Source organism: Ancylobacter sp. Lp-2 (assembly GCF_020523795.1).
Lineage (GTDB): Bacteria > Pseudomonadota > Alphaproteobacteria > Rhizobiales > Xanthobacteraceae > Ancylobacter.
Genome location: NZ_JAJALI010000004.1, coordinates 428,529 through 441,367, shown reverse-complemented (window position 1 = coordinate 441,367; position 12,839 = coordinate 428,529). Strand labels below are relative to the sequence as shown.

The following is a 12,839-nucleotide window of genomic DNA, read 5'->3' as shown; positions in this document are numbered from 1 at the left end:
CAGCCGCGAACTGAGGCTTGATCACGCCATTCTACAAAATGAGCGGGGTTTTGTTGAGTGCCGCCACCCACATTCCAGGTCGCGGAAAGCGGCACGTGACTCTATGGATCCGAAACTACAAACCGAGGCCCTGCTCGACCCGGAATAAGGCGTCGAAAGCCCCGGCTCAGCCAAGCACAACTTTCACCCACATAGCCCGTCGCCGACCTCTAATCGCGAGGCCAGAGTGTACTTCTTGATGCGGCACGTCACCGCTACGGCGCTGTAAAATGCTCGACTATTCCCCTGACGCCTTGAACTCCTTCCACAACGACCCGCGCCGCTCTTCGGCGCTCCGCCGTGTCAATGTTGCCCCAAAGATGCACGGTCCCATCGAGAACCGTCACCGTCAGATTCAAATCGTCCAGGCCGGTATTTTCTCTCAACCGATGAACGATACTGCGTTGAATGGCCTCGTCACCTGTAGCGGTCTGGTCGGCCTTCGTCATCAATATTACATGAAGCAAGTCGATGCGGCTTACGATCCCGATGACTTTGTCTTCTCGTGTCACAGGGATTCGCTTGATGCTTCTCTCATGCATGAGCCTCGCAACGTCCATCAGCGACGTATCTTCACTAACGGTGATGACATCACCCGTCATCACGTCACCGACGCGCCAAGAAGTGCGCTTGAGATAAGCGCCAGCTATCTCATCGGCGGAATTCTCCGTTTCTTCAGATACCGCCAGAGAGTTGGAGACAAGTTCCGTTCGCCGAATCAGATCTCCCTCGGTAATTATTCCAACGATCCGACCATCATCATCGACAACTGGAAGTCCACTAACGCTATGATCTAACATGAGCTTGGTCGCCTTCTTCACGCCATGCTCAGGTGAAACGCTAATAATCGTGGTGGTCATTACATCTTTGACGCGCATGAACGCCGTTCCTTGGCATGAACTCCGACGTCTCGGAAGTGCCACCAGATTATGCCGCAGGTGTCGGCGCCGCAACGATTTCTCGCCTCGAGACTGAGAGGCGTGAATTCAAGAAAGTGCGCAGGTGTTGATTTCCATTGAGGGATGAGTGGCTAGATAAGGATTTTTCCATCGAGAAGCGGCCCATGTTCTCACCACATCTCACGCGTTGAACGCGGGAGACAACGGAGTGATCAACATAGAGTCATTGATCGTCATTAGGCGCTGGTATTATTCGGCCCCAGAAATATCTCGTCGCGCCGACCTCTCACGTCACCGCCTCAGCCTCCTCTGGTTAGAGGGTGACATGATGCCGCATGTCGCGCGAGATTTAAATGCAGCGACAATTTCGTGTCTTCATCAAGCTCAGGAGGCTGCCAAATGAGGCCGAAACGACTAGCTGGTATTCTTTCGGCGATTGTACTTGCAAACGGTGATACGGACCGGATGCTGGAGATCATCGGGATCTTCGTCGGCTAGGACAAGGATCCATACATACTTGAGGCCATCAGGCTTACGAAAATTCTCATCACAGACGAAGAGCCGGGCATCATTGCGGATGGTGAGACACAGCCTGGGGAGCACCGCGTCTCAAATGGCAACTTAAGCTTGCTGAGCTGTTTCCTGAGGGCGGTTTCCGCGAGGCTGGCCGCTTTTGGGGAGTGGCGTGATGGCACGGAAGGCGCGCGGGCTCGATGGAAGCTGTTGCGGAGCCACGTCGGTCGACTGCCTTCGCCGAGTGTCTGGTTGGGGGCAAGTGGCTGTTGCGAGAGATTCAGTTCCAGCCAGCGCTCGCCTGCTGGAGGGGTGAGATATTCTACCGCCAGCGTCAGGCGGGTATTGTTGTGGAGCCCGAGCGGAAGCGGTGGAGTTTTGAGGCGCGCCACTCTTCGGAGGGCCACTCGTCTTCGGTCGCAGCCACAATCGTGCCGTGTTGCGCGGTGGCGTCAGCTCCGAACGCCGGACCGACTATGCAGTAGACTGAAGTCAGGGGCACTCAATCGGAGCGGGTTGTTGCCGTGTCCGTAATGCAGGCTCGGGGCATTGTGGCTGGTAGCCTGTCAGATACAAAAGATATCGGCTCTGGGAAATGTCCAGAGCTTTGAGATCTCCTCACATTTTGTTCGAACAGGGTCATTACGGTTTGATGGATGACACATTTTTGCTGGTCGCCATCCATTTATCATAGTCGACTTCCTTGCAGCGCGGCTCAACGATGATAGCGGACGCGCAGGGGAAGCAGTGAACATGGACCGTGAAATGTTGAGGGCTATGGCTTTGATTGCATTCCTGTCGGGAAATCAAGCCGTCGCCCTTCTCAGATCGAAAGATGTTATCACCCGACAGGACGCCATCGACCTTTATGACCGCGTCCTGTTGGCGATCGACGCATTGCAGGAACAAAGTGAGGCATCTAATGGCGTTCTTGATCGGGCTAGAACGCTGGTGGAAGCGATGATCGACCAATGTTAATCGCAGGGGAAGCTAGGGAAGCTCATCCCTTACAGTAACGGTTTCTGGCACCCGGCCGAATGAAGCGATGATCACCGGCTTGCCCAAACCCTTCTCGTCGGAACCCGTATCGCGCGAGAAGGCGATGGCTCCCAGCCTGATAATGCTCAGCCGCTTAGCAATCCGTGCCGCGTCCTCTGAGGTGCGGGCCTCGATTGGAATGCCAACGCTGATCACGCCACGCCTACCGGTCTCGTAGGCCTGGACGACGTAGAAGGTTTTCTTGTTCATTGCCTGTTCCCCAGCCTAACCGAAGAAACTCGAGCTAAAATGCTTCGAGATTGTGGGCCGGCGAAACATGAAACGGGGCGCCTCCAAATCGGTCGAGTGATTGGCAATTCGGATATGACGATTGGGGCGAGTCCCGCTCGGTGATGGAATCGGTGCCTCCAATAGGAGGTCAGGTCAGCTCCCACTCAGTCGTCGCGCTGAAGTCTGGCATCTAACGCAGTATTCGGCGGCCACCTCAAAAGGTACATGCTGGCCTACCCCGAAGAGAGCGGGGTGGTTGAGGAGAACCGCGCTATGGACGTGCGTTCAAAGATCGGCACTGGGGGACTGATCATGGCCGAGGACGGATTCGATCCCGGAGTAATGCTGGAAAAGCATGCTCATCACGAGACAACGGTCGGGGTATCTCCTCCGCCGGAAACATTGGCTAGCTGGAAAACGAGCTATCACTACTCATCACTGCCTGCCGCCATTACGGCGATATGTGCCGCAACGTTGCCGGCACTGTACGACGTCGTCGTGCACGATCAATCCGACATCCATATAGATCAGGATCAGTTGCGAGCGTTGATTGCGTATGTTCTCGCTCGGCAGCAAACTCCAATCTAGCCGGTGTGGATCGGCCTGCTTGGCCTTCCGTCTGAAGAAGGGGCCCCCTCAAGGAGGAGTTCGGGCCTTTTGGGGATGGCGCAATGGTGCAGAAGAAGTGCAAGCCTGAACAGGCCGTCGCCCAACGCGCCGGCTAGACGTTCCGGCTTCGCGGGGGCGTCCCATTGCCGTTCCGACGGCGGCCGGTGTTCATCGCCAGGTTGATAGGGGCTGGCGTGTTGCGGCCGGGATCAGTGGCGTTGTCGAGAGCCAGCGCTGGCACTGCGATAACAGCAGCCCTGCTTCTCGCCCGGCTCGAGGTTTCTCGCCCTAGCGGGCACTGAGCCGCTCCGGCTGGCAGCATCCTCTGGCCTCAGGGTTGACAATGCGGTGGTCCGCCAAGCGGATCGCTCAATAATGGCAGGCCAGCTTTACGCCGCCGCCGTCAGCCGAGTCGGATGGCCGGGCGCCTTCGGCTCCGGGCTATCGTCAGCGTGGCCCCGTCGAGCGCTTGATCAGCCGTATCAATCTTTCGCGCATCGTTAGCTTTCGCTACGACCGGCACCCCGACAACTTCCTCGCAATACTCGGGCTTGCTGCTATCCGCATCAGGATCAATGCAAAGCGACGTCCTGCCTCTGGTGAGCCAGATCGGTGCCGACACTGGCCGATACCGTCTCTCGGGGAGGAGGTGGCGGCGGGGAGTGCATCCGAACGTGACTCTGCGTACGCCTTTTGGACAGTCTCATTAACGGTTCAAAATTCGTAGTATTCCCTTGGGTTGTGTGCGTCGCAAAATACGCCTCAACAGTCGTGCTCCCAAACTGATACATTCTCCTTGTCCGCAAGGATATGAAGTGCATTTCTGGTCATCGAAGGGGACGCACGTGTAAATAGGGAGGGCTATTTGATGAACTTCGAGTGTTCAAGCGTATATTCTTCCGCATCTTCACAAAAAAATCGTCATTCGACATCCCGTGCTGAATTGTATGGCGATGTCGATTTGGTTTCGAGCAAGGATGTTGTTCGACCAGAGCGGGGCAGGGCAGAGATTGTTTTGATCGAGCCTCGCACGCTCCATGCTCAGTGTATGCTGCAGTCGCTTCGTGCGGCCGAGTTCTCTGTTGAGATGGAACGTTACGTAAGTCTGTCTGAGTGGATGCAGGCAGAGGACAGCGGCGATACGGTGCTGGTGCTGTTGTCTATGACCTCCGTGTCCAGCGGAGAGGGGGGCGCGACGAGCCTGGAGCGTGACATCGCACAGCTCAAGGCACGCAGGCCTTCCGTCAAGTTCGCGGTCCTCTCGGATCATGAAGCACCCAGCCTCGTCCTGAAGGCCATGCAGGGGGGCGCGCAGGGGTATCTTCCGACGAGTCTGTCGATCGAAGTGCTCGCTCAAGTTCTCCAATTGTTGAAAGCAGGTGGCACTTATGTGCCGACCTCCAGCCTTATGGGTATGGTGGCTGCTCCAAAAGGAGATTTCGGTCAGCCTGCCGATGGAGGCTCCATATTCGGATCGCACCGCCAGATGCTGGTCGCGCGGGCCCTAAGCAAAGGCGCGCCGAACAAGGTTATCGCCTACCAGCTAAGCATGTGCGAAAGCACGGTTAAGGTTCATGTGCGAAATATCATGAAAAAGCTCAAGGCGAAGAACCGAACTGAAGTTGCCCTGCTCATTTCCCAAATGATTCCTGACGGGAATGGCGAGTAAGATTGTTCGGAATATTTCAGGGACATTTCCGGGATATAAGAGTGTCTTGCATCGACCCGGATGCGGATGGCGGCGGAGTGACGCGCCGCGGGCGAGTTTTTGGGTGCTGGTCGTGATTGATCTGGTCCCGGAAAATCGGATCGTTTGAAGCGGGAGTTTTCCGCGCCAGAATCCCTGAACTGGGAGGAGCGGAAGACGAGGAAGGCCGCGATGTTTTCGGATACGCGGAAGGCGTTCATCCTGCGGCAGGGCGGCGGACAGCTGCCGGCGTCTGGGATCTGCCAGGCAACCTACTTCGACTGGAAAAGAAATATGAGTCTTCGTCCCGCTCGACATGCGAGGGCGGAAGCAGCTCGAGGATGACAATACGAAGCTGAGGAAGCTCGTCACAGGTCCGTCCCTCGACCGTGAGTTGCTACAGGATGTGGCTTGCCGAAAGGTCGGGGGCCTGGTCGCAAAGAGGCCTGGTTGCAAGCGCGGGCTGGCCGGCATGATGTGTCGCAAGTGGCAGGTGTCGATACGGCGAGCCTGCACGGCTCTGGAGCTCCGGCACGTTGCCACGCGCTGACGGGCCGCAGAATCCCTCAGAGTCTTCTTGAGCCTCACCATAGCAAATCTATGACGATGGACGCCTGCCCGCAGGCTCTAGGTTTCCCCCGTGCGTGAACCGCGGGCGCTCGTATTGCGCGTGCGGATCTCGTGGTGAATGGTCCGACAGACTTTTCTCATGATCTCGAAGAGCAGGTCGACCTCAGCCTCAAGGGCATGTCCGGTCCAGCGGATAGCTGCGATCCAGGCGATTACCGAGCCTATGCCGACCATAATGCCCTCGGCGATGGAGAAGGCGAAGTCAAATCCATTCAGTGCAACCGCCAGGAGCGGTACCAGCGCGGTCATGGCTGCCGTTGCTGCGCTCTTGCGTAACGCGCGGGCCAGTTCGCTGAGGCTGAACGGCGCATACAGGCGGATGAGATACAGCGAAAAGCACGACTGGATACTGACGGTCAGAACGACGCCGAGTGCCAGGGCGGTCAGTCCCCATCGGGAGACGAGCAATGCAATGATGATACTGGACAGGAGGCCGACCAGCGAGCCGATCATCGCGTGGCGGATTCCTCCGGCCGCAGCCAGTAGTGGATAGGAGAGTACCGTCGGAAAACACAGGAGCAGGCCGAGCGAGATGATCTGGATCAGCGGGACAATGCTCACCCATTGCGCGCCGAGCAATATCAGCACGGCGGGATGGGCGAGGCAGGTCAATAGAAGCAGGGATGGCCACTGGATCGCCGTGATGTAGGCCGTCGCCTTGAGATAGGCACTCGCCAGATTGCGACCGGCCCGCGCTTCAGCCGCAAGGGCGGGCAGTGCGACCGGCATGAGGCCGTTCAAGAGGCACTTGTCGGGCAACTGGCAGACCATGACCGCGCGGCTGAACAATCCGACCGCATTAAAGTCGATGAGGCGACCGATGATCAGTGACGGCACGAAGTCCTGAAGCTTCCAGAACACGCCGGCCGCGCTCGAATATCCGCCGAAGGACAATATCTCCCGCCACTCCGCGAGGCTGGGACGGAAAATCCGCATATCGCCATGCACCAGAACGGCCAGTACTGCCGTTACGCTGGCGCCGGCCCATATGCCCCAGGCGAAGCTCATATAGCTGGCGCCCATCACCGCGAGCGAAACCGTTACGAGGGCGATTGTCACCGCACTGGCAACGTTGATGATTGCGACTAGCTGGAACTGCATGTCACGGCGCAGGAGCGCCAGCGGTGGTGCTGCAAAGGGTCCCATTAGTAGCCCGAGCGCCGTAATGTGAAGGTAGAACTCCAAGCCCGCCTTTCCATAGAACTGGGCAATCGGGCCTGCAGCTACCCACAAGGTCGCCGCCACGGCCAGTGTCAATGTCAGCATGACCGTGAACGCTGTGCGCGCGGTAAGGCGCGTGGCCGACCGGGCCTGGATAAGATATCCGCTGGTACCAAAGTCCCTCAGGCATTCGGCAAACCCGATCGCTGCCGCTCCGATGACCGAATAGCCAAATTCCTCGGGCGTCAGAAGGCGGGCAAGCGTCGCAACCATGACGAAGTTCAGCGCGATGGAGATGTAGCGTTCGGTCACGGAGAAGAGCAGCGCCCGTCGAAGTCCGACCATGAAATCCTCACTTGCCGCGCCGGAGAAAACGTAGAGCCATATGCGCCGCGGATCGGCGGCGGAAGCCGTGGAGAAAACCTAGCACTGACGGCCTTTGTGCCGCCTCGCATCGACAGTAGCCGGAGCGTTCCAAGAGATGAGCGGCTACGCCTTTGGGTGGTTTGCGGTGCCCAAGTGCCTTAGGTGGCGTCGCCCATTCGACGAGGGGCCTGTCGCAAGCGCCGGTTCGCCCAGGCCATGATCGGCATCTCGAACCAGTGATAGGAGATGCTGGCAAACGTCACTGTGATGCACCAGACGACGACGAACAGCAGCAATCTTGATGGTATGGCCAGCGTCGGATCGGCAGGGATCACAGTGGTGAACAGTACCCAGAGGACGAGCGCATGATAAAGGTAGCCGCCATAAGAGACGCGTCCCACAAACACCAAGGCTGGCCATGCAAGTGGGCGCAAAAATTTCGGCCTGATCAGCGTCCACATGATGGCACTGATCCAGATGAGATCGAGGACCGTGTAGAGTACGGTCTCTCGGCCATTCCCCCAGAGGACGCCCGAGACGATATTGCGCATGATATCGATGCCCCTGGCGCCATTGGAAATGTTGATGCCAACGTAAGCGGCGACATATGTCAGCATCGCCACGGCGGCGATCACGGAAAAATACCGCACCATTTTTGGATGCGTCCGGAGCCATGACTCACGGCAGGCAACTAGCGCGCCCATGAGAAAGGCGTCGAACTGGGTGAAGGAACTCGCATAGACTCCGAACGCCACGAAACCCGGGTCGGGAGACATCCGATAGAGAATTCCCGACATCAGGTGGCGGATCAGCGGGCCGGCGGCAATCAGTATAGTGGCCACGGAAAGAAATTGACGACGCGGAAGGAGCAGGAACAATGCTGGAAATACCAGATAGAACTGCTCCTCGACACTGAGCGTCCATAGCGGTCCGAAGGGACCGTCGGGTGCCGGCCGGAATTGGAATATCGCCTGCCAGTTGAAGGTGAATGTCAAGAGAAACGGGATGTTCTGGATGCTTTCCGTCTGTCTGGAGAGGAGAAGTAGGCTCGATGCAAGTCCGAGATACAGGAGATAGACCGGAATGATACGAAAGAATCGTCTATAGACGAATGCTAGGTATCGGCTTCCTCCAGATATGGGCGCGCGCGCCCGATCATCTTGAACCAGTCTTCGCGTGATTACGAAGCCGGAGATGCAGTAAAACAGCCATACGCCGGTCCAGCCGAAGGGGGCGATGCCACAGTGCTGTGCAATCACCATCGTCATGGCGATTGCCCTCAGGCCGTCGATCTCACCCAGCCGTTGCTCGCTGGAGGGGTTCTGCGCCCGGGCAGAAATCATGTCGGTTGTCCTTGGGGGATGAAACCGCTGAGAGTGGGCTCGGTGGACGGTAAGCCTATCGAGGGGCGTCGGCAGCGTTGCAGGTAGCGGCGACAGCCACACAGCGTCGCCAAAGAGATGAAGAACAGGACGCCCGGATCGGCGGCTCCACCGCCTATGGTTGCGGCAAGCAGCAGGGTCAGGGCGGCGGCGCGCACGCCGTCATGAAGGGCAATGACCTGGCGGCGCTCGGAGCCGAGCGGAGGATCTCCCCACTCTCTGCGACGTGGCGGCCATGCGATTGTCGCCATCAAAAAGCCGAGCAGCACCGAGCCGATCAGCCCGAGTTGCGACAATACGGCAATGGCCCAGCTAGAGGCGCGCGAACTGCCCAGTCCGATGCCGAACATCGACGTCGTGAAGAAGGAATCCAGGCTGCGCTGATTCCAGTAGGCGCGTTCAATGCCCGATGCTGAGCTCGATTTCTCGAGGATGGTGGCGCGCAGCAACGTCTCCACTTTCGCGAAGGCGTCGTCGTTAATCAGCACGATGGCGAGGATGACCGTGACGGCAATCAACACCGCCCCGAGCCAGGTTGCATCCGTGTGCAGCAGGCGCCCGCGCAGCAGCGAACGCATGGCCGCCAGAAACGCGACCAGTACAAGCACCGTAAGGCCCGCGTAAGCGGTGCTGGAGGTCGACAGTAGAGTAAGCGATAGCAGCACGATGGCCAGGATGAGTGCGTTGCCGGATCGCGTAGCTCTCCAATAGGTGAAGGAGAAGGCCAGTCCCGCCAGTGCGGCGGCTCCGAACGCCGAGGCCTCGGGATGAAGGCCGGTAATTCTCCAGAAGCCGGCATGTTCGGTTTCCGTAAGCAGGGCGTAGCCCGCCGTGCGGAGTGGAAGCAGAAGATCTCCTCCGCCTGCCAGCTTGCCTGCGAGATCGAGGGCGCCCGTTGCGGCGTTGAGCCATGTCCAGAAAAAGAAGCCCTTCCCGATGGCTCGAAGAAGCAGGTACTCGTCGCTCGTCCTCTCCGGGGACTGCGGAAGGGTTTTTACCCGCGGCGCGCTGGATCGCGCCTGCAGCAGGAGGGTGAGTCCAAAGAATACAAAGCCGCCCAGAACGAAATATCCACTCTGCGCGATGTTGCCCGACACGGGCGCGAGCGGCACTTCCGAGACGAGCCCATCCACAGGAACGAATGCTCCCGTCATACCGGCGAAAAGCCGTGGCAGAATGACGGCCGATCCTGAGGCGTAGACGAGCAGGGCGAGCACGATCCAGGCCGTCGGGCATTCATGAAATATGCGTGCGAACTCGTCCGGGAAGCGGCGCCTCACCAAGATGGTAATGATAAGTACCATTTCGAGGGCGACATAGATCAAGGGTGTACCCAGGCCGCCAAGGGACGCGATCGAGGTGCTTCCGAATGCAACAGAGGCAATCAGTGCGACGATCAGCGATCCAGGGCGAGTTCGCCCAACGACCAATAATAGGACACAAATTGCTGATCCTATAATGAATATCTGCACAATTTGTGAATCCTTGATGGTTTTATATATAGTTTTGAGGTATAAATTTATGATTTCGCGCCATTTTAAATGCGGATATGCGATATGTTGAAATTCTCACTGCTATTTTATATATTTATATTCGGTGTAATTTCTGGATTTTTAATAAGGGTGTACTTATTGATTCCGTTTAGTTTGTTTATATTAATTTCTGGATTTGTATTTTGGGTGTCGAGCGGTTTTGGTGTGTTGGGAGCGATGTGGTCCAGCCTGGTGTTGGTCGCTGTCTATCAGCTGTCCTATTTTTCGGGAGTAGTTGCTGACTCATTGCTTCGGCGCGAATAGGTGTTTCACGGCGGCGGTGCCTGATTCAGGATGTTTGATGCGACTTCAGCATTGCTGGAACAGTGCGGGCGATGATTTTCAGATCCTTCCACATCGACCAGTCGTTTACGTAGGCGGCGTCCAGGGCCACGCGCTCCGCATAGGTCAGGCTGCTGCGTCCGCTAACCTGCCAGAGACCGGTCAGGCCAGGTCGGGATTGGAGGTACTTTTCAGCCTCTGTGCCGTAGAGTTCGAGCTCTTCCAAAACGATAGGGCGGGGGCCGACGCAACTCATGTCGCCCTTAAGGACGTTGAGTAATTGGGGGAGTTCATCGAGGCTCGACATGCGCAGAGCTCGGCCGAGCCACGTAATGCGCGGGTCGTGTCTGAGCTTGCGGGATTGCTTCCATTCTTCTGCCGCGTCCGGGTTCTCTGCAAGGTAACGTGCCAGCGCGGCTTCGCTGCCGACGATCATGCTTCGAAATTTCAGGCATTCGAAGGGGGTGCCGCCGAGGCCGACACGGGCGTGTCTGAAGATGACCGGGCCCCCCATCGTGATCCGTACCAGGACGGCTACCGCGAGCATCGGTACGGCAAGCGCCGCTATGCCGAGGGAGGCGAGGGCGATGTCGGCGGCCCGTTTGGGCCATCCTCCCGTGCATGTGTCGTCGTTTTGCCGAGTTGCTGGATGGCTGGGTGTGACCTCTGCGGCAGGCAGATCGTGCTTTATGAGCGCAAGCGTATCGAGGTTGATCTGTACATTCATGATCTTTATTTCCTCAACATCATTTGCTTTATAGTTCATAATATTTTCGTTATATGAGTAAATTTAAATACTACATAATTATTCATGTTTTTATTAATGTATTTTTTAGTTGTATTTAAGTTTTATATTTTCTGACTAAAATTACTCCTGAAGTGAAGTGTTCGTAAATGAGCTATTAAGACGTAGAGGGAGGTGTGGAGGCGGATCGATTTTATCCTTTTGGAGTTGCACAGTGGGACGGGTGCCTACCTGTGAGCGTCGGCGATGAATTCCTGCACCGCTAGGAATGCTGGCTTGGGCTCCGCCGGCTGCCAGCCGCCGTCCGGCCTTGGGGTAAGCGTGTACAGTCCCATGAACGCTTCGTAGCTGGGGGCCCAGTAGGGTTCGTCGAACAGTTCGTAAATGTGGGCCGCTTCGACCTTGTAGGGGCCGCTCAGTTCTTCCAGTCGCTTCATCCACTTGATGAGGCCCTGCGCCTGTTCGGCTGCTCCACCCTGACTGCCATAGGGGTGGTTGAATTCGGTGACCCAGATCGGCTTGCCGAATGTCGCGAGATGTTTGAACCCCGGCTCGGGATCCTCTCCATACATGTGCCAGACCGAGATATCCCAGGCGATGCCGTCCTGATGCAGCCGGTCAAATATGCCGAGGTGGCCCCAGCCCGCGGTCCCGATCGCGCGGCGGGCTGACGGGTTTGACGCCTTGACTCCATCGGATAGGCCACGGAGAACCGCGGCCACTTTCACGTAGCGGGGCCCGAAATAGTCAAGGGGGCCGACCCCCCCGGCAATTCCCCACTCGCAGGGATATTTGGTACCGTCGTCACGCATCTCGCACGGTCGGATCAGCGCGTAGTTTTCCATCTCATTGCCTAGCTCCCACACAGGCACCGTGCCGTCGAAGCGCATGGCGAATGCCGAGGCCAGTTCATAGGCTGCCTTGTACAGCTCCTCCACATCCTGTTCGTCGAGCCTGGCGGGCAGTATGAGCGCCGGAAGTATCGTGATCCGGCGCTTTCTGCCCGCTTCGATGAGGGCGCTGAGGCGATCCATCTGTTCGGTCGAATAGATGTCGACGCGGTACGAGCGCATGCCGAGTTTTTCGACCAAATCGAGTTGCTCGTCGATGGTGACGCCGGAATAGGAGACGACGGGGTGTCCGTTGACCCCCCAATCTATCTCCGCCCAGCAGGGGGAGCATAGGCTGATGGATGCAAGAAGGGTTAGTAGTATCCGATAAGCGGCGCCAGCCCCGGACATGCGTGGTCTCCATATCGTTTCGATCATGGAGATACGGTATGCGTAAACTCAATTTTGGAAGACTGTACTTGTGCGCTTCGCTCAGGCGAGCGTGCCAGGATCATCTTATGCGCATTGCGTCAAGATCACCATTGGGGCAGTCGGCATGAGCGATGTCGACCATTTGTCGCGCGTTGCCGACGGATGCGTCGCGAGGCCTGACCGACGGCGATGTGGATCCTGCCGTCGGGCGCACAGATGTCGGCGGAGAGAGTTGCCCATCGCCATCTTGGATGGATGCCCTTTGGGCCCGTCACGCGCCGTCTCTTGCTGCCCGCAAGCTGGCGCAGAGCGAGATGGACATTCTTGCCGGGGTAGGGGTGCGCGCCCGTGGCCAATGGTTGGGCGGGGATACTTGCGGCGTCTTCAGGCGGAATGTCGAGCCGATCAATGTGCGAGGGCTGAGTGTCTCGCAAGTTTGTAAGGTCGAGATGATCGGGGCCCG

Annotated in this window: 10 protein-coding genes; 3 read left to right on the top strand and 7 right to left on the bottom strand. The window is 57.6% G+C overall.

The window, feature by feature from the left end:
• Positions 1 to 254 precede the first annotated feature (254 nt).
• On the bottom strand, positions 255 to 917 hold the full coding sequence (locus tag LGR54_RS13390; protein WP_230362450.1) for a CBS domain-containing protein: 663 nt from the start codon (positions 915 to 917) through the stop codon (positions 255 to 257).
• A 1,287-nt stretch (positions 918 to 2,204) separates the two neighbouring features.
• On the opposite strand from LGR54_RS13390, the gene LGR54_RS13385 reads away from it, so the two are divergent.
• A complete protein-coding gene (locus tag LGR54_RS13385; protein WP_230362449.1) occupies positions 2,205 to 2,429 on the top strand; it encodes a hypothetical protein in 225 nt (74 codons plus the stop codon).
• Positions 2,430 to 2,441: 12 nt separating this feature from the next.
• Here the strand turns inward: LGR54_RS13385 and LGR54_RS13380 are convergent, their stop codons facing one another.
• Positions 2,442 to 2,699 (bottom strand): hypothetical protein, encoded by a 258-nt coding sequence (locus LGR54_RS13380; RefSeq protein WP_230362448.1) that lies wholly within the window; start codon positions 2,697 to 2,699, stop codon positions 2,442 to 2,444.
• Positions 2,700 to 2,945: 246 nt separating this feature from the next.
• Between LGR54_RS13380 and LGR54_RS13375 the strand changes: the two genes are divergently transcribed.
• Both LGR54_RS13375 and LGR54_RS13370 read left to right on the top strand, forming a co-directional pair.
• Positions 2,946 to 3,308: a hypothetical protein gene (locus LGR54_RS13375; RefSeq protein ID WP_230362447.1), complete on the top strand. Its 363-nt coding sequence runs from the start codon at positions 2,946 to 2,948 to the stop codon at positions 3,306 to 3,308.
• 889 nt (positions 3,309 to 4,197) lie between these two features.
• Positions 4,198 to 4,998, top strand: a complete 801-nt coding sequence (locus LGR54_RS13370) for a response regulator transcription factor (RefSeq protein WP_230362446.1) — start codon at positions 4,198 to 4,200, stop codon at positions 4,996 to 4,998.
• A 645-nt stretch (positions 4,999 to 5,643) separates the two neighbouring features.
• On the opposite strand, the gene LGR54_RS13365 is transcribed toward LGR54_RS13370, so the two are convergent.
• The 5 genes from LGR54_RS13365 to LGR54_RS13345 all read right to left on the bottom strand — a co-directional run bounded on the left by LGR54_RS13365 (position 5,644) and on the right by LGR54_RS13345 (position 12,355).
• Complete coding sequence (locus LGR54_RS13365) at positions 5,644 to 7,152, bottom strand: lipopolysaccharide biosynthesis protein (protein ID WP_230362445.1); 1,509 nt, start codon at positions 7,150 to 7,152, stop codon at positions 5,644 to 5,646.
• Between the two features lie 179 nt (positions 7,153 to 7,331).
• Entirely contained in the window at positions 7,332 to 8,516 is a 1,185-nt protein-coding gene (locus LGR54_RS13360) for an acyltransferase (RefSeq protein ID WP_230362444.1), read from the bottom strand.
• The gene (locus LGR54_RS13355; protein ID WP_230362443.1) at positions 8,513 to 10,027 is read right to left on the bottom strand and encodes a hypothetical protein; all 1,515 of its coding nucleotides are present in this window, start codon (positions 10,025 to 10,027) and stop codon (positions 8,513 to 8,515) included. Before LGR54_RS13355 ends, LGR54_RS13360 begins: the two co-directional genes overlap by 4 nt.
• A gap of 349 nt (positions 10,028 to 10,376) precedes the next feature.
• Complete coding sequence (locus LGR54_RS13350) at positions 10,377 to 11,135, bottom strand: sugar transferase (RefSeq protein ID WP_230362442.1); 759 nt, start codon at positions 11,133 to 11,135, stop codon at positions 10,377 to 10,379.
• Between the two features lie 206 nt (positions 11,136 to 11,341).
• On the bottom strand, positions 11,342 to 12,355 hold the full coding sequence (locus LGR54_RS13345; protein ID WP_230362441.1) for a glycosyl hydrolase: 1,014 nt from the start codon (positions 12,353 to 12,355) through the stop codon (positions 11,342 to 11,344).
• Positions 12,356 to 12,839 lie beyond the last annotated feature (484 nt).

What these genes read in the sequence shown, in the direction of transcription:
- LGR54_RS13390 (WP_230362450.1), bottom strand. Translation starts at nt 917, where the DNA reads ATGCGCGTCAAAGATGTAATGACCACCACGATTATTAGCGTTTCACCT.
- LGR54_RS13385 (WP_230362449.1), top strand. Translation starts at nt 2,205, where the DNA reads ATGGACCGTGAAATGTTGAGGGCTATGGCTTTGATTGCATTCCTGTCG.
- LGR54_RS13380 (WP_230362448.1), bottom strand. Translation starts at nt 2,699, where the DNA reads ATGAACAAGAAAACCTTCTACGTCGTCCAGGCCTACGAGACCGGTAGG.
- LGR54_RS13375 (WP_230362447.1), top strand. Translation starts at nt 2,946, where the DNA reads ATGCTGGCCTACCCCGAAGAGAGCGGGGTGGTTGAGGAGAACCGCGCT.
- LGR54_RS13370 (WP_230362446.1), top strand. Translation starts at nt 4,198, where the DNA reads ATGAACTTCGAGTGTTCAAGCGTATATTCTTCCGCATCTTCACAAAAA.
- LGR54_RS13365 (WP_230362445.1), bottom strand. Translation starts at nt 7,152, where the DNA reads ATGGTCGGACTTCGACGGGCGCTGCTCTTCTCCGTGACCGAACGCTAC.
- LGR54_RS13360 (WP_230362444.1), bottom strand. Translation starts at nt 8,516, where the DNA reads ATGATTTCTGCCCGGGCGCAGAACCCCTCCAGCGAGCAACGGCTGGGT.
- LGR54_RS13350 (WP_230362442.1), bottom strand. Translation starts at nt 11,135, where the DNA reads ATGAACTATAAAGCAAATGATGTTGAGGAAATAAAGATCATGAATGTA.
- LGR54_RS13345 (WP_230362441.1), bottom strand. Translation starts at nt 12,355, where the DNA reads ATGTCCGGGGCTGGCGCCGCTTATCGGATACTACTAACCCTTCTTGCA.